19 protein-coding genes are annotated in these 23,938 nt (G+C 51.2%); 6 read left to right on the forward strand and 13 right to left on the reverse strand.

Annotation, left to right across the window (positions count from 1 at the left end; genetic code table 11):
- Positions 1-32: 32 nt before the first annotated feature.
- From DWZ03_RS09465 to DWZ03_RS09520, 12 genes are all read right to left on the reverse strand, one after another.
- Positions 33-1,280 (reverse strand): ABC transporter permease, encoded by a 1,248-nt coding sequence (locus tag DWZ03_RS09465; protein WP_117681026.1) that lies wholly within the window; start codon positions 1,278-1,280, stop codon positions 33-35.
- Positions 1,281-1,316: 36 nt separating this feature from the next.
- Positions 1,317-2,549: an ABC transporter permease gene (locus DWZ03_RS09470; protein ID WP_120129761.1), complete on the reverse strand. Its 1,233-nt coding sequence runs from the start codon at positions 2,547-2,549 to the stop codon at positions 1,317-1,319.
- 6 nt (positions 2,550-2,555) lie between these two features.
- Positions 2,556-3,794 carry an ABC transporter permease gene (locus DWZ03_RS09475; RefSeq protein ID WP_057282098.1) on the reverse strand — a complete coding sequence of 413 codons (1,239 nt, stop codon included), beginning with the start codon at positions 3,792-3,794 and terminating at the stop codon, positions 2,556-2,558.
- A gap of 31 nt (positions 3,795-3,825) precedes the next feature.
- A complete protein-coding gene (locus DWZ03_RS09480) occupies positions 3,826-5,124 on the reverse strand; it encodes an ABC transporter permease (RefSeq protein WP_005831154.1) in 1,299 nt (432 codons plus the stop codon).
- Position 5,125: 1 nt separating this feature from the next.
- Positions 5,126-5,740: a GIN domain-containing protein gene (locus DWZ03_RS09485; RefSeq protein WP_016274402.1), complete on the reverse strand. Its 615-nt coding sequence runs from the start codon at positions 5,738-5,740 to the stop codon at positions 5,126-5,128.
- A 147-nt stretch (positions 5,741-5,887) separates the two neighbouring features.
- Entirely contained in the window at positions 5,888-7,150 is a 1,263-nt protein-coding gene (locus DWZ03_RS09490; RefSeq protein WP_016274401.1) for an ABC transporter permease, read from the reverse strand.
- 13 nt (positions 7,151-7,163) lie between these two features.
- Complete coding sequence (locus DWZ03_RS09495; RefSeq protein WP_120129764.1) at positions 7,164-8,438, reverse strand: ABC transporter permease; 1,275 nt, start codon at positions 8,436-8,438, stop codon at positions 7,164-7,166.
- Between the two features lie 51 nt (positions 8,439-8,489).
- Complete coding sequence (locus DWZ03_RS09500; RefSeq protein WP_022400800.1) at positions 8,490-9,155, reverse strand: ABC transporter ATP-binding protein; 666 nt, start codon at positions 9,153-9,155, stop codon at positions 8,490-8,492.
- A 159-nt stretch (positions 9,156-9,314) separates the two neighbouring features.
- Positions 9,315-10,610, reverse strand: a complete 1,296-nt coding sequence (locus DWZ03_RS09505) for an ABC transporter permease (RefSeq protein WP_117866827.1) — start codon at positions 10,608-10,610, stop codon at positions 9,315-9,317.
- 16 nt (positions 10,611-10,626) lie between these two features.
- Positions 10,627-11,946, reverse strand: coding sequence for an ABC transporter permease (locus tag DWZ03_RS09510; RefSeq protein WP_120129767.1), 1,320 nt, complete (start codon positions 11,944-11,946; stop codon positions 10,627-10,629).
- Positions 11,943-13,190 carry an efflux RND transporter periplasmic adaptor subunit gene (locus DWZ03_RS09515; protein WP_016274396.1) on the reverse strand — a complete coding sequence of 416 codons (1,248 nt, stop codon included), beginning with the start codon at positions 13,188-13,190 and terminating at the stop codon, positions 11,943-11,945. Before DWZ03_RS09515 ends, DWZ03_RS09510 begins: the two co-directional genes overlap by 4 nt.
- Before the next feature lie 143 nt (positions 13,191-13,333).
- Positions 13,334-14,257, reverse strand: a complete 924-nt coding sequence (locus DWZ03_RS09520; protein WP_120129770.1) for a glucosaminidase domain-containing protein — start codon at positions 14,255-14,257, stop codon at positions 13,334-13,336.
- A 101-nt stretch (positions 14,258-14,358) separates the two neighbouring features.
- On the opposite strand from DWZ03_RS09520, the gene cdd reads away from it, so the two are divergent.
- From cdd to DWZ03_RS09550, 6 genes are all read left to right on the forward strand, one after another.
- A complete protein-coding gene (cdd, locus tag DWZ03_RS09525) occupies positions 14,359-14,841 on the forward strand; it encodes a cytidine deaminase (RefSeq protein WP_005831168.1) in 483 nt (160 codons plus the stop codon).
- 358 nt (positions 14,842-15,199) lie between these two features.
- Positions 15,200-16,837 (forward strand): ABC-F family ATP-binding cassette domain-containing protein, encoded by a 1,638-nt coding sequence (locus tag DWZ03_RS09530; RefSeq protein ID WP_120129773.1) that lies wholly within the window; start codon positions 15,200-15,202, stop codon positions 16,835-16,837.
- 105 nt (positions 16,838-16,942) lie between these two features.
- Positions 16,943-17,482, forward strand: a complete 540-nt coding sequence (locus DWZ03_RS09535) for a flavodoxin family protein (RefSeq protein ID WP_120129775.1) — start codon at positions 16,943-16,945, stop codon at positions 17,480-17,482.
- A 32-nt stretch (positions 17,483-17,514) separates the two neighbouring features.
- On the forward strand, positions 17,515-19,011 hold the full coding sequence (locus DWZ03_RS09540) for a 4Fe-4S binding protein (protein WP_120129778.1): 1,497 nt from the start codon (positions 17,515-17,517) through the stop codon (positions 19,009-19,011).
- Positions 19,012-19,059: 48 nt separating this feature from the next.
- Positions 19,060-20,463, forward strand: a complete 1,404-nt coding sequence (locus DWZ03_RS09545) for an aldo/keto reductase (RefSeq protein WP_120129781.1) — start codon at positions 19,060-19,062, stop codon at positions 20,461-20,463.
- A 153-nt stretch (positions 20,464-20,616) separates the two neighbouring features.
- Positions 20,617-22,488: a TonB-dependent receptor gene (locus DWZ03_RS09550; RefSeq protein WP_394801234.1), complete on the forward strand. Its 1,872-nt coding sequence runs from the start codon at positions 20,617-20,619 to the stop codon at positions 22,486-22,488.
- Here the strand turns inward: DWZ03_RS09550 and DWZ03_RS09555 are convergent.
- The gene (locus tag DWZ03_RS09555) at positions 22,485-23,936 is read right to left on the reverse strand and encodes a hypothetical protein (RefSeq protein WP_120129989.1); all 1,452 of its coding nucleotides are present in this window, start codon (positions 23,934-23,936) and stop codon (positions 22,485-22,487) included. The two genes, DWZ03_RS09550 and DWZ03_RS09555, sit on opposite strands and share 4 nt — an antisense overlap.
- Between the last annotated feature and the right edge of the window lie 2 nt (positions 23,937-23,938).

Genomic DNA, 23,938 nt, shown 5'->3' on the forward strand with positions numbered 1-23,938 from the left:
TTGAGAATGAGCACAGATTATTCAAAAAAAACTCACTCATCGTGCAATGCTTCGGCAGGCTGTACCTTCATGGCCCGTGAAGCCGGATACCAGATTCCTGCAATCACCATCAATGCCATCAATATCCAGACAATAGAAACGCATATGACAAATCTCCCCCAAGTGGCATCCGTGGCTTCCGTAAAAGTGACATCTGCCATAACCATATTGATACATATCATCAAAGCGGGGATGGAAGCAAGTGCCAACAGCAGCAACCCTTCACCCAGCAATTGCCAGCGTATTCTTCCGCGGCTGCTGCCCATGGCCATGCGCAAAGCAATCTCGCTGCGGCGATGGCGGGTACGGAACCAAAAAGTTCCCATCAGCCCGATGAATACATTGAAAACAAAGAATATCACAATGAGCCTTGCGCTGCGGATATACGGGGTGATTCCTTCGGCAGCATCCCGCTCTATCTTCTGGTCCTTATAGCTCTGTATGTCGAAAAGATAGAATGGAGCGACCTGCAGCTGCGACATCATATCCTGATAAAAACGGGCTGCAAAATTATCCGTATCCGCCTCCGGACGTATCCGTAGGGAGATGAACGGGAGGTACTGGTCCTCATAGAACCAACCGGGGAAAGGAGTCAGGACAAAAGGTCCGTAACGGGCATAGTCATCCGTCTTCTGCAAAGCACAGACTGCAGAGACACGGTAACGGAGACCTCCGCTGTAATAATCCAGAAACTCGCGGCCCACCGCCCTGGCACTTGTCTGAAAAAGACTGTCTGCCAAATCACGGGTCACCACGGCAGGCAGAGGACTGGCAGTGGAATTCCAATCCGAGACATTCCCCTGCAACAGCGGAATGCGCATGACGTCGAAATATTCGGGAGACACATAGCGCACTGTAGTCTCGACAACATGCACGCTGTCCGTCGTATACCCCTGGTAAACACGCCCGCGGGTATAAGTATCGGTACCCAGCCACGTGGCAGCACTTTCCACTGCAGGATATTGCCTAATACGCCGGAGCACTTCCTCCATCGGCTTGAACCAGAAGGTCTGCAGGCTGTCTTCCGACGTGCACGGCACTATCTGTGTGGGATTGCAGGAAATCCTTATCTTATAGACATGCTCCAAATCATACCCCTTAGGCTGCCGTTCTGCATGGGCAAAGCCATAGAGTACATCCACACAATACCACATCAATGTAAATACAATCAACAGCTCGGCAAACAGCCAACCGTTACTGCGGCGCTGGTTCCATATCTGGTGTAAAATAGAATGTATCATACTCGTTACTGTTTTAATTGGGATTCGTTTATCCGCTCATTCTCCGCCAAGAACCTCGGCTATAGGGCGACGGGTGGCATGCCAGGCAGGAATAAACACAGAAAGCAGGTTGAACAACAGACACACCACCAATACAGCCACGAAAACCGCAGGACGGAGGAAGAGCCAGACGCTTACATCAAAATTCGTTCCGGGAGCACCATCGCCAAGCATCCAGTCCTTACCCAGCCATAGGAATATGCACGAAAAGAGAAAACCGAGCAATGCGCCGGCAAATGCCAAGGCCAGGTTCTCGCGGAGCAACTGCACCATCAAGGTAGAACGGCTGGCGCCGTATGCTTTCCTTACCGCAAGCTCAGCCATGCGACGGGACATTTGCGAAGATATAAGTCCGCTGACATTGATAGCGGGCACAATAAGCAATATCAAACCCAGGATGATGCAGGTTACGGCAGGACTCATCGTGTCATTACGGAAGAACTGCCGTTCCGTATAAGTGCTGAGATCGGGAAGTTCCAGTTCATATTCGACCAGTGTCTCATTGAAGCGGGCAAGCGACTGTTCTATCTGCCGCTTGAGTTCCTCTCTGCCAACACCGGGCTTGACAAGGGCCACAGCCTCGAAATCTCCCCGTAGCCCTTCACTGCCCAGACCGGAATCCCGGGTGGAATAAGGCATCCACAACTCTCCATAGGCAAATGTGAACAGAGAGCTCACATCCTTGGTGACCCCGACAATGCGCTTAGGGCGAAAGTTGACAAAATAATTTTTGCCAATGGCTGCTTCGGCAGACCCGAAAGCTTCGCGAGCAAGCTGTTCGCCTATAACCACGACATCCCGGCAAGCATCGAACTCTTCGGTACTGAAAAGACGGCCCGCCACAAGAGGGATATCGTAGACACGCCAATAGTTCAAATCCACCTGACGAACCGTACGGCGCATTCCCCGCACGGGCGAATCCCCACAGTATCTAAGATAGGTAGGTCCCAGATAGGTGACAAGTTCCGCACCCGGAAGTTCTGCAAAAATAGCGTTGACAGCCCGATAAGACATGCCCGTATTGGAATTGCTGTGGTCGGACTTGCGGTAAGAGTATCCATAAGAAGAATATACCATGCTACTGCGGTGCGACTCGGGAGCCAAGTCAGCCGTCTGGATGTCATACACCATGTAAATGACCATGACAAAGGTTATACTCACTGCCGTACCGATGACGGAAACAGCACTGAAAAAGGGATTCTGGCGGATAAGAGCTAAAATTTGTTCCATAGCTTTCTATTCATCGTGCAATGCTTCGGCAGGCTGCACCTTCATCGCCTTGCGGGCGGGAATACCTATACCGATGACAATCATTAGGGTAATCAGCACAAAGCTGATGGCAGCACAGAGCAGCAGGCGGTCCCACTCCAACGTCGTACCGTTCCTCCAGGAATTCAACTCCAGGTGTGCAAGATTATAATCGATGAGCAATGCAACGGGGGTGACAATTGCCAACAACAATATCCCTTCACTAAGCAGCCGGCTGAAGATGGCACGGTCTGTCGCTCCATGCGCTTTGTGCAGTGCTATCTCCGAACGGCGTTGCTGCGTACGGAACCAGAATGTTCCGAGCAAGCCGAGGAAAATGTTCAGCAGCAGGAATCCCATACCCATCACATAGTTACGGATGTCATTGGTCCATGCCTGCTGGTAGTTGCGACGAATATCCTTGAAAGAACGTATCTCCGAAATGAAGATATTGCCTATGCGGAACTGGCTCTCACTGTCTGCCTTCAGCCTCTCAATGAAGTCATTGTCCTGCCCTTCACGGACGCGGACACAAAGTTCGAGACCGATATAGTAGAAACTCTGCTTCACCATCATGGAATATGAGCTTCGCGCCTGGTCATAATCGTGATAGCGTACATTTTGCAGTGCAGCACCCAGCCGGTAGGTCTTCGTAGTATCACCAAAAAGATAGAACCGCTGGCCTACGAGATCTGTCATCCGGCAGTCGTATTTCCGGTAGAGGTTATCCGAAGCCATAAACTCCCCGCGCTCCAACATTTCAGCCAATTGTTCGGGTGTCTCGCCACGCGTGCCCCGATAGCGGAATACACGGGGAAAGTCCGGTGTCACTAACCTGCGGATGGTCCAACCGGGAGAACGCAAAGTGTCATAGCTTACTTCAGCGCCTGAATTGCTTCCGTTGTAAGGATACGAATTCTGCGAAAGGCTGACCGCTTCTATCTCCGGCCGACGACGCAGACGCTCCAACAACTCGGCTATGTCATCGTGGGTCTGCTGAGAGGTATGCCCGGCTATGTAGTCGGGACTTTTGGGTGTCAGTTCCCCCAACTCTATAAGGTAGCAGTGCTCTATATTAAAGCCTCTCGGCTCCAGATAGGTGGCGGCGCGCGTGTAGAGATAGTCTACCACGTACCACATCACTACACTCACTACCAATAACTCCAACACCAACCATAGGTTTGAGAGCCATTCATTCTTTATCTGTGTAAGAAGTTTCTTAGTCATTTTCTTCAATGATTAATGTTTTGTGATGGAGTTATTTATGCAAACGTCCGCCCAATGCATTTACAATCCCTATTCTTGATGCACGCCATGCGGGAATACCGGAACTTAGTAAGTTCAGCACAAAGCAGAACAACAACGCCCAGCCAAAGGTGGAGCCATGCAGCAATATGCTTGCATCCACTGCCGGAGGACTCAGCGTCTGGCTGAATTCCTGCGCAAACAGCAGTGTATTTCCCAAATAAGCGAATGCTACACTCAGCAACAATCCCATCACCCCTGCCAGCAATGTCACCACCAGATTTTCTGCAATGATTTGCCCCATCAGTTCCAGTCTCGTTGAACCGAATGCCCGGCGCACACCAATCTCTGCCACACGCTGGCGCAGACGGCTCTGCGTCATCGAGCTGAGGTTGATGGCAGGAACAATCAGTAGAATGATGAAGATAATGAGACGCTGCCTGCGTGCCTGGTCCACGTCCGGTTCGATGTTGGCAGCCATTCCTGCGGCATTTTTCTCCTGGTCATAAGGACGGTTACGGTAAATCAACGAATAACCATTCTCGCCAATTACAGTGTCGTACTCCTGACGGCGGCGTTCCGTCTCCTCACGAATAGCGGGAAAATCATCACGGCTTTTCGCCAGAATGGTAACGCTCATCATCCCCATATGCTCATCACTCCATGTGCTTTTCGTTATCTCAGTAGAAGTATAGGGCACCCATACCTGCGCATAGGCAGTGTTGGCCAAAGTAGAAACATCCTTCACTACGCCGGACACTGTATAAGGAGCATGGTTCAAAAGGAATTCGCGACCAACAGCCTCCGTTGTCTGGAATAACCTGCGCGCTACACTTTCCGTAATTACCGCTACGGGTAGTCCGGCATCGAATGTAGCCTGGTCATAAGGTTTCCCGGCAACAAAAGAGAAATCAAACACACGCCAGAAAGTATCATCTGTCTGCAACAGGTCGATACCCGTTGCAGGTTGTCCCGGCAGATTCACGGGGGTAGAAATGACCATACAGGTATAAATCGTTACTGCTTCGGGAGTCTTCAGCGATTTGAAGCACTCAAGCGCAGTCTTTATTCCCATCGGTCCGTTGGAACTGTTTCCCTCTCCCCAGCTTTTGTTGGTGATGCTCATATAATGCACATGTAGAAAGCGGTCGCGGTTGCTCTCCGGAGCAAACGGAGCTACCTTCACCTGCTGCATCATCACCACCAGCATGATGAGGAAGATGGCAAGTGCCGTACCGGCTATGCTGACGGCACTAATCATCGGTTGCTGCCGCAACTGTGCCCAGGCTTGTGTGAAGTATTGCTTTATCATCTTAACGGCCTATTTTCAAATTACCAGTATTTACCCCGCCTATGCCTCCTTTAGAAATGTCAGCATGCCCGGCAGTTCCGCTCAGAGTAATTTCGCCGACTCCCCCCACCTTGGCAGAGAGATAATCGCAAACTACATGGATGTCGGCACTACCCACACCCCGCAAAGCCACCCGCAGGTCGCGGCAAGTCAAATCCTTCACATGCACATCACCCACACCTTTCACTTCAAACTCCAGCTTATCCAGCTTCAAGGGTTCCTCACAGTTGAATTCACCCACACCGATAAATTCCACCATCTCTAAGTCCGGAGCCGAGAGACGGATGGTGACACCGTCATTTTGGTTGCGCATCTTCTTATTCTTGAAGCCGATGGTGAGATGGCCGTCCTTCACTGTGCTCTCCGTATTCTTCACGTACTTCTCCCGTCCTTCAATCTGTAGGGAGTAGCTGTCGCTCTGTGTGAAGTAAACCGTACCCACAGAAGTTATCCTAATGGATGAGAAAGCCTCCACCTTACGCACTTCACTCACTTTGTTATCTTGTCCCCATGCACAAATTACGCCTGCAAATGCCAATGCCAATGCGATGATAACACCTATAATATTTGTCTTCATATTCTTACTTATTTATTACGATGATTACTTACTCAAAAAAAACAGATAATGTGTTTAGTACGAACGGATGATGTATTTGCCCCAAACAAGTGATGTGTTTGATACAAACAGACGATACGTTCTTTTTTTATCGTTGATATTATTTTCTTATTCTTCATGCAGCGCCTCTGCCGGCTCTATCTTCATGGCTTGCCGTGCCGGATACCAAATGCCCATCATCACCATCAGCGCTATCAACAGCCAAGCTGCCAGCGAGCCTATCAGGAAGCGTATCATGCTCCACTCCACCGGCCAGGTGGCAATCAATGCGGTACGTCCAATGGTGAACTCGCCAATGCCTACGTTGTAACATATCAGCATGGCAGGCAGAGTAACCAACGCCAACAGCAGTAACCCCTCACCCATAAGAAGGGAAAAGACCTGCTGCTTGGTACTGCCCATCGCCAACCGCAAGGCTATTTCCGAGCGACGACGGCGCGTACGAACCCAGAAAGTTCCTATCAGTCCCAAGAAGACATTTCCCAAGAGGAACAGTACCACTATTGTCTGACTGTTCACCTTGTCCGTATCTCCATACAGCACTTCGAACTGTGCCTGCATTTGCGTGTAAGGTTCCGCGTCGGCAACAAATATATTGTCCGTGTCCAGCCTCGGCGCTATCTCGCGGAGAAATTGTTCCCGGTAGTCCGGCCCGTCGGCAGCAGGCTTTACACGGAAAACAATCTGCGCCTGCTGATCACCGAATTCCTCACGCATAAGCTGCTCGCCCAGGCGCATAAAAATCCAATGAGCGTCATCGCCATAGCGATAATCGCGGAAGCTGCCGACAATGCCACCTTGAGTAACCGTATTCACCGTATCTCCACGCCATGTCAACGGTGTGTTGAGCGAAAATTCCGGCAGCCGCTTCTTGAAAGCATCGGCAATAGCCTGGCTCAACATCACATTATTGATACCGATAGGCAAAGCGGCAAAAGTCCGCCCTTGTTCCTCCTGCATATGGAAAACCCGGGTATATCCACCGGTAGCATAAATCATACGCCCGCCCACCCCGATGGTATCTTGTACAGCCAGCGAGTTATAACTATTCGCGCCACTCATAGGCAAGCTCCAATAACTCAACGAGGCAGCCTCTACGGTAGGTTCTTGTTCCAACCTTTTCAGGATATTCAGGTATTTGTCGGCATCGAGCAATGTCGTATCACGACTCTCGCCTCCCCGGACCGTAGTAAGACGATAAACATGGTCGATATCATATCCCAACGGACGATAGAAAGTATATTTCATACATCCCAGAGAATCGCAAAGAAACCACATCACGATGAATACCAAAAAGAGTTCGGCCAAAACCCACCCACTATTGCTCAGGCGTGCCCATATCATGCGTAAGTTGTGTACAATGAATTTCATAATACTTCTTGTTTTATTTATCGTTCAGTGAATCTACAATTGTCCGTCTTGCCGCCATCCATGCAGGCAGTCCGGCACTAAGCGTATTGATGACCACACAGAAAGTAAAAGCCAGCAGGAATACCCAAGGACTGAACAATGCCTCCATACTCAAGCTAAAGTCACCGGCCGTACCGATATTCTGGCTATTGGTAAAGAGCCAGGTACGCATTCCCCATACAGCTACGTAGCTGAACAACAGTCCTACCACACCTCCAAGCAGTGTCAGCACCAGATTCTCATTCAGAATTTGGCGTATCAATACACCGCACGTTCCTCCGAAGGCCTTACGTACTCCAAGCTCCGAAGTGCGCTGCTGCATCCGGCTGTTACTCAGTCCGCACAAATTGAGCGACGGCACCAACAGAATGATGAACAATGCAATGGCATATTGCAGGTATAGCATCGTCACATCCGGCCCTACATTGGACCATACATGGTTCACATGCGCCACAATGTCGTCCGGTTGCTCCATGATGTCTATCTGCATGTCTCCCAATCCTGCATTGACAGCCTCTACCCGTTTGGCAATACCTTGACGAATGGTCGGGAAATCGTCGGATGTACGTGCCAGCACAGCAATATGAACACCACCGCCGTAGCTCCATACCGAAGTCACTTCCAACTTATCTGCCGGATACATGCTCCATACCTGTGCGTAAGCATCCTTTGCGGTGACAGAAACATCCTTTACCACTCCTACCACACGTGCCGGTTCGCGGTTCAACAACAATTGCTGCCCCACCGCATCCGTCGTACCAAACAGTTTCCGTGCTACAGAAGCACAAACCACAACTGCTTTTGTACCTCCCGCACGGTCCTCTTCGCCAAAACCGTGTCCTGCCATGAACTGCAGGCTGAATACCTTCCAGAAACCCTGATCGGTCTGCATGGCGTCCACTTTCACCCGGTTGCTGCCATCTGTAAGAGACACCAAAGCGGCACCGGCCGGAGCAAAAGCAGTACAAGCTTCCACTTCGGACAGCGGCTGTATACATTCTTTCATAAATGCCGGTGAAGGAGTATTATAGTTTTGTACCCCTTCCTCTGTCTTGCTGCTTATATGCATGGCAGAAAAGTAAAGGCACCGGCTACGGTTCACTTCCGGTTCCAAATCGGCATACTTCGTTTGCCAGATAATCACAATAGCCATAATCATGGTAATGGCAAATGCCGTACCCAGTATGGAAATTGTACTCAGCAGCGGATTCTGCTTCAAGATAGTAAAAGCTTGTCTTACGGTTTGCATTTCATTAATTGATAGTTGATAATTAATAGTTGACAGTTGACTAAGCAGTAATTATTCCACCTGACGTCCGTCGAAGAAGCGGACGGTGCGTGAGGTCTGTTTGGCCTGCTCTTCATTGTGGGTCACCATCACGATGGTACGTCCGTCTTCCTTGTTCAGTTGATGCAACAGTTCCATGACTTCGGCACCCATCTTGGAGTCCAGGTTACCGGTGGGCTCATCGGCGAGGATTATCTCCGGGTTGCCGATAATGGCACGGGCAATGGCTACACGCTGGCACTGACCGCCGGAAAGCTGTGTAGGCATGTGGCGCATGCGGTGGCTCAAACCGACCTTCTTCAATACCTCTTCCGCCAGATGACGACGTTCCTTGGCAGACACCTTTCTATAGAGCAAAGGCAACTCCACATTATCCAGCACATTCAGCGAATTAATCAGATGGAAAGACTGGAACACAAAACCCAACTTCCGGTTACGGAAAGCAGCCAGCTCCTTGTCCTTCATGCCGTCCACTTTCGTACCGGCTATTTCGATGGTGCCGCTGGTAGGTGCATCCAGTAAACCCATAATGTTCAGCAACGTAGATTTTCCACAACCGGAGGGTCCCATGATACTGAGAAATTCTCCCTTGTTCACTTCGAGGTTTACATTTTCCAATGCCACGGTTTCAATCTCGTTTGTACGATAAATCTTGTTGATGCCAGTTAACTTAATCATAATGGTAAGTATTTAATTGTTATTATTCTGTTCCGTTTCTATTCCGCACAATTTCTGCTTCAAGAGGTCAAAAGTTGTGCCAAAACCGTTTATTATTGATTATCTGCTATTTATACATGCAGTAAGGTGTCCGAAAATGAACACCTTGTCCGTTTTCATCTATTCGTCACGCAGAGCTTCCGTAGGTGGAATGCGGCTGATGTTGCGCGCCGGGATATAGATTCCCACCAACACTACCACCAGCAGTATCAGAAAGATGACGAGCGACACGAGCAGATAATGCGAGGTGAAATCCGACACCCAATAGCTCTCTGTGCTCTCCACCCAATTCTGCCCTTTGGCCAGCCCTTCTTTCAGTGCATATTGCAAATAGAGCAGAAAACCAGTCAGTGAAGCGACCACGGTCAATACCGTGCCTTCGCCCATCAGCAGGCGGACAATGTCGCTGCGTGTAGCTCCGAACGACAGCATCACTCCCACTTCCTCGCGCCTCGTACGTGTCTGCAACCAGAAGGTACCGATGACACCCAGGCAAAGATTCACCAGGAAGAAAGCCGCCATCGCCAGATTACGACGGTAAATCGGTGTGGAATTGCTGGCTTCGCTCTCCGTTATAATCTGCTCATAGGAACGGACACTGCGGGCAAACAGATTGCCCCGCCTCATCTCCTTCACCATCCAGGGACGGAAATCGTGCAGAAAACGCTCCATGCTGACACCTTCTTTGAGGCGTACCAAGATATGGGCACTTTCAGGGATATAACTTGTATCGATGGTAAGCATCGGCATAAATGCAACGGGGACGGGACGCCACTCGCTATACATCTTCATGGCTCCTATCGTACCGACAACCGGCATGTACAAGGTATCTCCATGGTCTCTGCTTACACAGCGTTTGCCATGCGCGTCTTTGGTATGAAACAACTGTTCGGCAGCATTCTCCGTCAGTACAATGTCATTCGGGGCATAGGCGTAGTCGGACAGCTGTCCGGGTGTCCGCCCCTTACCGGAACGGAAACCATACGTATCAAAAAAGTTTGTATGAGGCAGAAATTGTATCATCATAATAGATAAGGGAATCGTATCCCCTTCGGCAAACAATTGACTATTCGAACTTCCCGAAGAATTGGGATAACAGAATCCCAGCACGGGAGTGGCCGATTCCACACCGTCAAAGTCCTTGACATAACGCACCAGATTATAATAGTTGTCCACCAACGTAGCAGAGTCCTGCGCTTCGGCGTCGTATCCCGGTGCCTGGGGCTGCAATGCGCCCAATGAAATGAGGCAAAGCCGCTCCGCATCATAGCCCAACGGGATATTACGGTCGTGCGTGACCACAATCACCGGGTCCAATACAACCCAACTGATGATACTCACCAATATCAATTCGGCCAACAACCATCCGTTCTTGCGGCGGCGCGCCCAAAGATTCTTCCATATTAACTTAAACATACCAACCTCCCGTGTCTTATCGTTTTTCATTCAGTGAGTTCACAATCGGTTTCCGCAAGGAATACCACGCCGGTATAAGGGCCGACAACAGATTCAGTACGACACACAGCACCAATGCTGCGAGAAAAACCAACGGAGCAAACAGCATCTCACCCGATACGCGGACATCCACTCCTTCGGGCACCATGCCCGGCCAACTGTCGAGTACCGTAAATATCCACTCGCGTCCCGTGTAAAGTGCCAGCCATGCCAGCAGCAAGCCCAATGCTCCACCCTGTGCAGTCAACAGCAGGTTTTCCCACATCACTTGTGAAAGCAGTATCTTACGTCCGGCTCCAAACGACTTCCGCACCCCCATCTCTGCCAGGCGTCCCTCCATACGGCTCGATATCATGCCACTCAGATTCAGGGCAGGCACCAATAGCAATACGAGCAGGACAAGCAGGAAGTGGCGCACTGTGGCCCAAAGGTCAAACTCCATACCTGCATAAGTCTTAAAGACACTCAACAGATGGGAGGTGGGCTGCTCCCAAAAATCCACTTGCCATTCATCGGGATGCATAAGATTCTCCTTACGGCAGATTTCCTTTATCTCAGCCCGCAGAGCATCTCCCTGCTTACCGTCCTTCACCAGAAAGGTAGCGTTGAAAGCTCCCAGATAGGGAAGGTTGTATTTAGGACTGCTGTAATCGGGCGACACCGTATAAGGTACGTAAAGCTGTGCATAGGATTTGGAGGTGAGGTAACTGGCGCTACGCACCACTCCACAAACCCGGTAGTCGATATAGTTCAGGCTGAACGAGCGTCCTACTACCTCTTCCGTCGTACCGAACAAGCGGCGTGCCAAATCATCGGTAACGACAGCAGTGGAAATGCCACTTGCCAGGTCGGATGCCGTGAATGGACTGCCTTCCAGGAATTGGAAAGAATATATCTTGAAAAAAGCAGGGTCTGTCAACTTTACCATAACCGGAAAATCACCGCTACGGTCGGCAGGCTGTATATAACTGTTTTCCGACAAGTCATTATGCAGCTCGGCCGAAACGACAAGAGCATTCTCTACGGGATAGAACCAGTCTTGCAGCGCCTTGTAGGAAACAGCCCATTGCATGGTCCTGGTATTGTTGCCATTTCCCTGCGTGAATTTTGAATTGCTGAGGTAAAGCGTATTCATGCGGTTTACCTCCGGATAGACGGGCGCAATCTTCACATAATACACCACCGCCATAATCATTGTCATGGCAATGGCCAGCCCCGTACCCACAATGTAGAGCATGCTGAACAGTTTATTCTGCTTCAACAGCTCCCAGGCTTGTTTCAAGTAAACCTTTATCATTTTAGCTTCAACTTATTCTTGTTCTTATAGTTACTCATATCGCTCACCACCACTTCATCACCCGGTTGCAAGCCACTGACCACTTCTACAAACTCAAAGTTGGAATCGCCCAGCTGCACCTTGCGCTTTACAATTTCCTTGTCGGAATTGCGTACAAAAAGTTCATACTCCCCACGTCCCACATAATAGCTGGCATTGGCTATGCGCATCACGTCTTCCTTCACTGCATTCATCACATAGACGTCGGTTTTCAGACCGGAACGCAGTCGGCGGTTGTTGTCCTCATTCAACTGCACGGTAAAGGAGATGACGCCATTCTTTGAAAGCGGAGTAACACTGCTTACGGAACCTTCCAGCTTTTCGCTGCCAATCTTCACAATGGCCTTGCCACCGGCAGCCACACGGTCACCGTAAGTATCGGCAATCTCGCCTTCCACCTTGAAGTGACTCAAGTCGGAGATGACGGCAATCTGTGAGCCTTCGGGAACCTGGGCACCAATCTGATTGTTGATATAAGTAAGGATGGCCTTCCGGGGCGAACGCACCTGCGCATCGTCGAGCGTACGTTTGGTTTCGGCCAGTGTCTTTTGGAACATGCTGAAATCCAGCTCCTGCACTTGGTATTCCGCAGCCAGCACTTCCTTCTCGTTGGCATACTGCTGCTGCAATTGCTCGTATTCCAGTTGTGCCACGTTGTAGCTCAGTTCGGCTTGGCGCACTTTGTCGGTGGTGCCCGAACCGAGGCTATCAAGGTACTGCTCGTTACGCAGCTCCACCTTCATGCGGTCCAGCTTCATGGCGGAGACTTTGATTTTCATCTGAAGGTCGGTCAGCTTGGTCTGGTTGTCAAGTTTCAGCTGTTTCAGCTTGTAGCTGCGCATCTGCTCTTCATCCAGCATCTTTTTGTAGTCGGTCTCGGCACTCTGCAAGTCCAGTTTCAGGATGGGGGTACCTACATCCACGCTGTCGCCACCTTTTCTGTACACTTCCAAAATGCGGGTATTGATGGGCGAGTTGATAATTTCCTCGAATGCCGGGACTACCTTGCCGGAGGCGCTAACGCTGACTTCAATCGTGCCTTTACCCACTTGGGAGAAAACGAGGTCTTTCTCCTTCACTCCCGTACGCATCAATGAAATGAGTACACTGACCACTACGATACCTGCCACGCCGATAGCACCGTAGCGGATGATTTTCTTATTGCGTTCTTTATTACGCACTTCTTTCGGAATTTCTCTATCCATATCTTTAAATTTTATTGTTTGCGAACATAACGCTTAATATATACTAAATCCATGCCAAAATCATAACCCCCTGAAAGTAAGCGAAAAGACAAAAAAGAAGGGTGTCCGTTTTCGGACACCCTGTACATTTTCGGATAGCTTCTTTATCTTAATCTCAATCTGTCGCCAATCTCCGGCACGTATTCCGCATCCTTACGATTCATCTTATAAAGGTTCTTCAGACGAATGCCGTACTTTTGGGAAATGGTATGCATGGAATCACCGTCTTTCACTATGTAGACGGTATGGGGTTTGGCGGCTTTCTTGCGCTTTTCTTTCAAGTAAATAATGTCTCCCGCCTCCAGTGTATATTCTTTATGGAGGTCGTTGTATTTCACCAGCTTCTTCCAGCTGATGTCAAACTCCTTGCCCAACACCTGGAAGGTGTCTCCGTCGCGTGCCACTACATAAGCTATATCGTTGGCAATGTACACCTGATGCGGATTGGCCAGCCAAGGCTTCTTTTTCAGTTCCTTCTCCCAGCTGCGGGCATCGCGCTTGCTCATGCCACGGCTGTCGTACTTATACAGTTCATAATCCTCGATAATGGTTATCAGTCGGTTGGCATACGACGGGTCGGTAGCATAGCCAGCCTTCTTCAAGCCGCGCGCCCAACCCTTATAGTCCGTAATCTTCAGTTTGAAAAGAAAAGCATAACGTGCTCCCCTTTTCAAGAAATCGGAATGGTCTTCATAAGAGTCTTTCGGATTGCGATAAGCGCGGAAACATTCATTGCGGGCATCGTCATCATGCCTCACTGTCCGTCCGCGCCAGTTGCCTCCGCACTTGATGCCGAAGTGGTTGTTGCTCTTGCGCGCCAGCGCGCTGTATCCGGCACCGCTCTCCAACAGCCCTTGGGCCAGCGTGATGCTGGCAGGTATCTTATGACGCTGCATCTGCTCCACGGCAAGGGGGGCATACTGTTTGATATACTCATTGTAGCGGGCATTCCGGCGTTGTGCCTGCACTGTTGTAATGGAAATAAAAAGAAATGCTATGATAGCAGTCAGTCTGAAAATCCGTTTCATGCTTAAAATGTTGAGTTCTGCACAAAAGTCCGTAAAAGAATTGAAATAACCAATCTCTTTTCTATCTTTGTAACATTAATTACAATATAACCCTTTGCCTTATGAAAGAATTAAATATCGAAATCGCCGTCAAGATATACGACTATGAAGAACTGGATGCCGCCGACCGCGAACTGATGGATGCCGCCCGCGAGGCTACCAACCGCAGCTATGCCCCTTACTCCCACTTCTCGGTAGGAGCTGCGGCCAGACTGGCAAACGGTATTGTAGTGACCGGCACCAACCAGGAAAACGCCGCCTATCCTTCCGGGCTGTGTGCAGAACGTACCACCCTATTCTATGCCAACTCCCAACATCCCGACCAGGCGGTAACCACCCTCGCCATTGCCGCACGCAACGAGCACAACGAATTCCTGGAGTCTCCCATCCCTCCCTGCGGCGCCTGCCGGCAAGTGATGCTCGAAACGGAGAAGCGCTTCAAGCATCCCATGAGGGTGTTGCTATATGGCAAAAAGGGAATCTACGAGCTGAAGAATGTGGGAGAATTACTGCCACTCTCGTTCGATGCTTCGGCCATGAAGTAACAGTACCAATAAAGTATTAACATCGTGTCTGCAGGAAGTTAATTTCTTGCAAACACGATATTAACTTCTTGACGACACGATATTAATATCGCAAAAAACCTTTGTTATTCAGTGGAAATCATTACCTTTGCACCCACTAACCAATTAATTCCACCGATGAGAATATCCGACTAAAGACAACACGTTTCGGTAAACATCACTATCAACATGCTTTTTCAGACTGAACGCTGAGCATCACCTATATAGATGTTTAGCCAATGCTGTGTTTGTCCGTACCCCTCCCCTTCGAGAATTTCAATTTCGGGGAATGCTTGCATCTCCCCTATCATTCTTACTTCTAAAAACACAGTAGAAACTTATGAGCTTTATCATTAAAGACCTTAGCTATATCCATGCAGATAAGGAAATCTTGTTTTCACACCTCCACTTGAGTATCAACTCCGAAGATAAAATAGCCCTGACCGGAAATAACGGTTGCGGCAAGTCTACCCTCATGCGCATTTTGGCAGGAGACTTGTCACCAAGTTCGGGAACGGTGCTACGCCCCGAACATCTGTACTACGTGCCCCAGCACTTCGGACAATACGACCGGCAGACAATAGCACAAGCTTTGGGAATCAGCCACAAGCTATCTGCCCTGCATGCCATCCTAAGCGGTGACGCTACCGAAAAGCACTTCAATACGCTCAATGATGACTGGAACGTGGAAGAACGCGCCCAGGCTTCTCTCGACAGCTGGGGACTGGACGGTATCACACTCTCCCGTCCGATGGAAGGACTTAGCGGCGGCGAAAAGACCCGCATCTTCCTGGCAGGCATGGAGTTGCACAACCCAACAGCCATCCTGCTGGACGAACCGACCAACTATCTGGACGCGGATGGACGGGAACGTCTGTATAACTTGATACGACGGACATCGGCTACCGTGCTCGTCATCAGTCACGACCGCACACTACTGAATCAGTTGCCTGCCATCTGCGAACTCTCCTCCCAGGGATTGACGTATTACAGCGGAAACTACGACTTCTACAAAAAACAGAAGACCCTGCAACAAAACGCCCTCACCCAACAACTAGAAGAGAAGCAGAAAGCCCTGCGCCTTGTACGCAAAGTGGCACGCGAAGTAGAAGAACGGAAGGCCAAACAGAATGTGCGGGGAGAAAAAAACTCCATTAAAAAGGGGATTCCCCGCATCATGATGGGAGCACTGAAAAACAATGCGGAAAACAGCAGTAGCAGACTCAGCAGCATACATGCGGAGAAAGCGGAAAAGCTGCAGACGGAAATGGCAGGCATCAAAAGTTTACTGTCGCAGACGGACAAGCTGAAAACAGACTTCAACACCTCCCATCTGCATACGGGCAAGATTCTGATTACGGCAAGGAACGTCAACTTCCATTATCCCGACCATACAGCCTCCCCCGTAGAAACACCCCACACGGAGACGGCTGCAAAGAGTCTCTGGGCTTCTCCCCTCACCTTCCAGCTAAGAAGCGGCGACCGCCTCAGCCTGAAAGGAAAAAACGGCAGTGGAAAAACAACCCTGCTGAAACTCATCATGGGCGAATTGCACCCCACCGACGGAGTGATGGAGCGTGCCGGCTTCACCTCCGTCTATCTGGACCAAGAATACTCCCTCGTCCGTAATGAGCGCAGCGTACTCCAACAAGCAGAAGCTTTCAACCACCGCCACCTGCCGGAACATGAAGTGAAAACCATCCTCAACCGCTATCTCTTTCCCCGCGACGTGTGGAACAAGCCGTGCAGCAAACTGAGTGGCGGCGAAAAGATGCGTCTTTCCTTCTGCTGCCTGATGATTGCCGACAATACCCCGGACATGTTCATTTTGGACGAACCCACCAACAATCTGGACATCGAGAGCATAGAAATAATAACGGCAACGATACGCGACTACGCCGGCACCGTAATTGCCATCAGCCACGACCGGGAATTTCTGAAAGACACCGGCATCGAACGGGAGATACTTTTGGAATGAATCAGTAATTTAGGTAACAACAACCGTAATTTGTATACTGCCGTTCTCATAAAACCGGCCTATTTTTGTAGCACGTAATCATTTACTAATTAACGAACAACGAATATGAGCAAAAAAGTATTAATCCTCTCCTCCAGTCCCCGCAGGAATGGAAACTCTGACCTCTTGTGCAACGAATTCATGCGCGGTGCCGCAGAAGCCGGACATCAAGTAGAAAAAATTTTCCTGAAAGACAAGCACATCAACTACTGCACGGGATGTAGCGTATGCAGCATGTACGGCAAACCCTGCCCACAAAAGGACGATGCCGCCGAAGTGGTGGAAAAGATGATTGTCGCCGACGTCATCGTCATGGCAACTCCCGTATACTTCTACACCATGAGCGCGCAGATGAAGACACTGATTGACCGTTGTTGTGCACGCTACCTTGAAATAAAGAACAAGGAGTTCTACTTCATCATCGCCGCCGCCGAAGAAAGTGTCCCCATGATGGAACGTACCATCGATGGTTTCCGTGGCTTCCTCGACTGCCTGGAAGAGCCCAAAGAATGCGGCACCATTTATGGCGTGGGTGCCTGGAAGGTGGGCGAGATAAACGACAAGCCTTCCATGCACGAAGCCTACGAGATGGGAAAAAAGGTATAAAGAACGAATACTAACCGCTATACAATACATTTATGCTACGTACCATCAGACTGACCCTTGCCGTCATCTTCTTCGCACTCATCACGCTGTTGTTCCTCGACTTCACGGGAACACTGCATGCCTGGTTCGGATGGATGGCGAAGATACAATTCCTGCCGGCCGTGCTGGCACTGAACATCGGTGTAGTACTGTTTCTTGCAGTGCTGACCTTGGTATTCGGACGCATCTACTGCTCCGTCATCTGCCCGTTGGGAGTATTCCAGGACATTGTTTCCTGGCTCTCCGCCAAACGGAAGAAAAACCGTTTCCGCTACTCGTCCGCACTGAAATGGCTACGCTACGGTGTGCTGGGAGTATTCGTACTTGCCATTATCGGCGGACTGAACTCTTTTGTCGTGCTGCTGGCCCCTTACAGCTCATACGGGCGCATCGTTTCCAGCCTTTTCTCCCCACTCTACCAGTGGGCAAACAACGGACTGGCCTACCTGGCCGAACGTGCTGACAGCTATGCCTTCTATGAAACGGATGTATGGATGAAGAGTCTCCCTACCCTGCTGATTGCCACGGTCACTCTGGTGGTCCTCATCGTGCTGGCATGGCGGGGCGGACGTACCTATTGCAACACCATCTGTCCGGTAGGTACAGTGCTTGGTTTCCTCTCGAAGTATTCCTTGCTGAAACCGGTGATTGACACAAAGAAGTGCAACAACTGCGGACTTTGTGCCCGCAACTGCAAGGCATCGTGCATCAACATCAAGGCACACGAAATAGATTACAGTCGTTGCGTGGCATGTATGGACTGTATCAACAAGTGCAGGAAAGGTGCCATCACTTACACACGCCGCAAGCCGGCCTCCGCTGCTGTCTCCCAGGAAACCTCCGTGGCACCGGAGCAGGTAAACGACGCCCGCCGCGCATTTCTCTCTACAACTGCCGTGTTTGCTGCTACGGCAGCCCTCAAGGCGCAGGAGAAGAAAGTGGACGGTGGACTGGCTATCATCGAGGACAAAAAAATCCCCGAGCGCGCCACTCCCATCACTCCTCCGGGCTCACTGAGCGCCCGCCACTTTGCACAACACTGCACAGCCTGCCAGCTCTGCGTATCGGTATGCCCCAACCAAGTGCTCCGTCCTTCTTCGGACTTGACAAAACTGATGCAGCCGGAAATGTCCTACGAACGCGGTTACTGCCGCCCCGAATGCGCCAAGTGTGCGGAGGTGTGTCCTACCGATGCCATCCATCTGACAAGCCTCGCCGAGAAATCGGCCGTCCAAATCGGTCATGCCGTATGGATTAAGGAGAATTGCATCTGCATCACAGACAAGATGGAATGCGGGAACTGTGCCCGCCATTGTCCGGCCGGTGCCATACAGATGGTTCCTTCAGACCCGGAAGACGAAGCCTCCATCAAGATACCAGTAGTCAACGCCGAACGCTGTATCGGATGCGGAGCATGCGAGAACCTTTGTCCGTCGCGTCCGTTCAGTGCCATTTATGTGGAAGGCCATGTGATGCACAGAACTATCTGAAGCAGCTTTATCATCCAAATATCCATTTATAATTTCAGTCCTATCACAATGAAAGAAGACAATAAGAACAAGATAAACCGCCGCGATTTCTTCAAACTCGCCGGTGCAGGAACGCTTGCCTCGGCAGCAGCCCTGTACGGCTGTTCGGGCAACAAGAACAACGGGGAGAGCAAATCGGCCGCGCTGGGCGAGATACCAACCGACAAGATGACCTACCGTACCAATCCCAACACGGGCGACCGGGTTTCCCTGCTGGGATACGGATGCATGCGATGGCCCACCCGGAAACGCGCCGACGGGAATGGAGACGAAATAGACCAGGAAGCCGTGAACGACCTGATAGACTATGCCATTGCCCACGGAGTGAACTATTTCGACACCTCCCCCGCCTATGTGCAAGGTCTGTCGGAGCGCGCCACGGGCATTGCCTTGAAACGCCACCCACGGGAGAAATTCTTCCTTGCCACAAAGCTGTCCAACTTCAGTCCCAGCACGCACAGCCGCGAAGAGTCCCTTGCCATGTATCACCGCTCCTTCCGCGACCTGCAAGTGGACTACATCGACTACCTCCTGCTGCACGGCATCGGCATGGGCGGCATGGAAGCCCTCCGTTCCCGCTATCTGGACAATGGCATGCTGGACTTCCTGCTGAAAGAGCGCGAAGCCGGACGTATTCGCAACCTCGGATTCTCCTATCATGGAGATATCGAAGTCTTTGACGACCTGCTCTCTCGCCATGACGAACTGAAATGGAACTTCGTACAAATCCAACTGAACTACGTAGACTGGCGGCATGCCAAAGAAGTGAATACCCGCAACACGGATGCCGAATACCTATATGCCGAGCTGGTGAAGCGCAACATTCCCGCCGTTATCATGGAGCCGTTGCTGGGCGGACGCCTATCCCGCCTAAACGACCACTTGATGGCACGTCTGAAACAACGCCGCCCGCAGGAGAGCGTGGCTTCCTGGGCCTTCCGATTTGCAGGTACTTTCCCCGATGTGCTGACCGTACTGAGCGGAATGACGTACATGGAGCATCTGCAAGACAACCTGCGTACCTTCTCCCCGCTTGTTCCATGTACGGAAGAGGAGTTTACCCTACTGGAAGATACCGCCCAGCGAATGCTGCAATACCCCACCGTGCCGTGCAACGACTGCAAATACTGTATGCCGTGCCCCTATGGACTGGATATTCCAGCCATCTTGCTGCACTACAACCGCTGCATCAATGAGGGCAACGTGCCGCAGAACAGCCAAGACGAGAATTACCGCGAGGCACGCCGCGCCTTCCTGATAGGCTATGACCGCAGTGTTCCCCGTCTCCGCCAAGCCAACCGCTGCACCGGTTGCGGTCAATGTAACCCGCACTGTCCGCAAGGCATCGACATCCCGGCAAAACTGCAGGAGATAGACCGGTTTGTGGAAGCGCTGAAGCAGGAAACCCTTTAACGGACTTATCTTTAACCCCGGTTGTCCATTTTAAGGATTACCAATCATATACAGATTCTTCTTGTTGTATAACTTTGCAAAAAGAACCATAGATAAACGATGAATAAAAAGATTTTAACCGCAATTTTAATAAGTATCGCCCTTCCGGGTAGTATGCTGTCCGCACCTGCCGACAGCCTCCGGCTAAAAAGTTACAAGCTTGATGAAGTCGTGGTGACCGGGACAAGAAATGAAACAGACATCCGCCACCTGCCAATGACCATCTCCGTAGTGGGCCGCCGGCAACTGGAACAGACCTACCAGCCCTCCATCCTGCCTGCACTGACCGAGCAGGTGCCCGGACTTTTCACCACAAGCCGCGGCATCATGGGCTACGGCGTATCCACGGGAGCCGCAGGAGGCATGAGCCTGCGCGGTATAGGCGCCGGAGTAAACGCAGCCGGAGGACCTACAACCAACCTGCTGGTGCTGATAGACGGACACCCGCAATACATGGGCTTGATGGGGCATCCCATCGCCGACGCCTACCAGAGCATGATGACCGAACGGGTGGAAGTGCTGCGCGGTCCCGCCTCCGTCCTCTACGGGTCCAATGCAATGGGCGGGGTTATCAACATCGTCACCCGCAAGATGCAGGAGGACGGGGTGAAAACCAATGCGCAGATAGGATACGGTTCCTACAACACCCTGCAGACGGAAGTCTCCAACCGCGTGAGGAAAGGGCGTTTCAGCAGCGTGGTGACCGGCTCGTACAACCGTACCGACGGACACCGTGACGACATGGGATTTGAGCAGTATGGCGGCTATGCCAAACTGGGATACGACTTCAGCGACACCTGGAAGCTGTGGGGCGACGTGAACATCACCCGCTTCAACGCCTCCAATCCCGGCGAAGCCGACAATCCGTATATAGACAACGACTCGCGCATCACACGCGGCATGACCTCCTTCGCACTGGAAAATCGTTACGACCGCACTTCCGGCGCCGTGAGCTTCTTCTACAACTGGGGCCGGCACAGGATTAATGACGGCTACCATCCCGGAGGAGAGCCCCAGAAGTCGCACTTCAACTCCAAGGACCGGATGCTGGGCATATCGTGGTATCAAAGCGCCACGCTCTTCACCGGCAACCGCCTGACCGTAGGTTTCGATTACCAGCACTTCGGCGGAGAGTCCTGGAACAAGGTTGTCGCCATCGACGAGGCAAAACCCGGACAGCAGATTGGTGACCGCATCCCCGGCGTGGACAAGCAGATGGATGAATTTGCAGGCTATGTGGATTTCAGGCAGGACATCAACAGCTGGCTTTCACTGGACGCCGGTGTCCGCATAGACCACCATTCGCACGTAGGCACGGAATGGATTCCCCAAGGGGGACTGGCTTTCCATCTGCCGCGGCAGGCAGAACTGAAAGCAATGGTGAGCAAAGGATTCCGTAACCCCACCATCCGGGAGATGTACATGTTCCCTCCACAGAACCCCGATTTGAAAGCGGAGAGCCTGATGAACTATGAACTCTCCTTTACGGGGCAGCTTTTGGGAGGGGCCATGTCCTATGGGGTGAACCTCTACTACATCAACGGGGACAACATCATCATGACGGACCCTGCCCTGCGCAAGAACGTCAACTCCGGCGAGATAGAGAACTGGGGCGTGGAAACCAACCTCGGATACCGCATCAACCGCCACTGGCAGATGAATGCCAATTATAGCTGGCTGCACATGGAGAATCCGGTACTGGCGGCTCCCGAGCACAAACTCTATGCCGGTGCGGACTTTACGCAAGGACGTTGGAGTCTGTCTACCGGTATACAATACGTGAAGGGGCTTCATACCTCAGTCACCCCGGGCAAGGAGAAGCAGGAAAGCTTCGTACTCTGGAACCTGCGTGCCAACTACCGTCTGTGCAGTTTTGCCGACGTCTTTGTCAAGGGCGAAAACCTGCTGGCGCAACGCTATGAAATCAATGCAGGCTTCCCCATGCCGAAAGCCACGGTGATGGGAGGCGTAAATATCAACTTTTAATACTGTTGCGAAGGAGTATATTCTACTCGATAGATATGGTCGAAGAATGGTGCCCACTCATTGTCCGTGATGCCAATCTGCAGACCGTAGAAGTGTGTACCGGCTTCCCGACAACGGCGAATCTCCTCCATAAAGACAGGTGAAGAATGAGGAATCTTGAAGTCGCTGACCCAAAGCACATCGGCATTCATATACTCCTTGCCTTCTTTGAGCAGGCGGAACGTGGCTTCCAGCATGCGGGTGGCATCTGTATCCCCGCAAGCTGTCTTTGAGAAAAATTCGAGCAGCCTTGCCCGCTCTTTCCTTACGTCAATCGGATGAATGGAGACGGAAAAGGCTATCAGAAAGCAGTTCCGCCGTTGACGGTCGGCTATCTCCAGGAGCTTTATCAGCAGGGAGTGGGCAATCTTCTCCGGCTTGCCAGCCATGCTTCCCGAGGTGTCTAGACAGACAATCATCGGACCTTTGGGACGGGCAGGCTTGGTTTCGATGCGCCGGGCAGGCTGCATGATTTCCGATTTATAACGGAAGGTCTGGAGCTTGCGAGTAAGGTATTTGTAGACGAACAAATCTTCCAGTTCACTGTCAGCGGAATGGGCAAGCTCAATGGGAAGCAGAGCATTGAGGTCGTTGCCGGTACTGATGCCCAGGATGTCACATTTGGAGGAGTGCTCCATTTTGTAGACGTTTCCCTCGGCAACGCGGATTTGCTCACGTCCTTCGTCGTCTGCCATACGCCCCATCTTGCGGGCCACTTTCACTATCTCGGGGCAAGAGCGCTGGATGCGCACGATTTTCCGTATACGCTCAAAGTCGACAGTATTCCACAAGCCGCTCATCATGCCCCAGGTCTGGAAGAATTCGTCCTTATCCACCCGGTTCTGGCGGATGTACTCGGGGATGTCTTTCAGATTGGAACGGAGCCTGCGCTCGAGGGCATCTTTGCGGAAAGCAATCTCTTTCTCCTTTTCTTCGTGCATCTTCAGTTGGAAGGCGTTTTCCCAGTCGTCCACCATTTTCTCCCAGACTTCATCGTCCGCATATCCTCCTTCTGTACCGAAGTGGCTGCGGTAGAAACGGGAGTCGAAGCCGTACTCCCGGTATTTGTCGGAAATCTGCTGGAGCAAGGCTTGCCAGCCGTCTTTCCGCTTTGCCATGGACCATTCCAGCACGAGTTTCATCCCGGTCCGTTCCGACTGGCTTTTCCGGAGGTGGTACCTCTCCTTCTCCAAGTTCAATTGGATGAACTGAATCATGGTGTCGTAAAAGATACGTGCACAGACCTCATCGCCCAGCACCTGCACCTTGACCATGGAGTCGTTCATCACAGAGAGTAGATAGGCATACAAGGGCTCGGTATCCGTCTCTGCGCACTCTCCGGTGGCAACGAAACGGTCCAGTGCCTGCACATAGAAGGCGGTGTCATATCGGGTGACGGTGGTGTTCATCT

It is taken from the genome of Bacteroides sp. AF29-11, from assembly GCF_003602895.1.
GTDB lineage: Bacteria > Bacteroidota > Bacteroidia > Bacteroidales > Bacteroidaceae > Bacteroides > Bacteroides uniformis.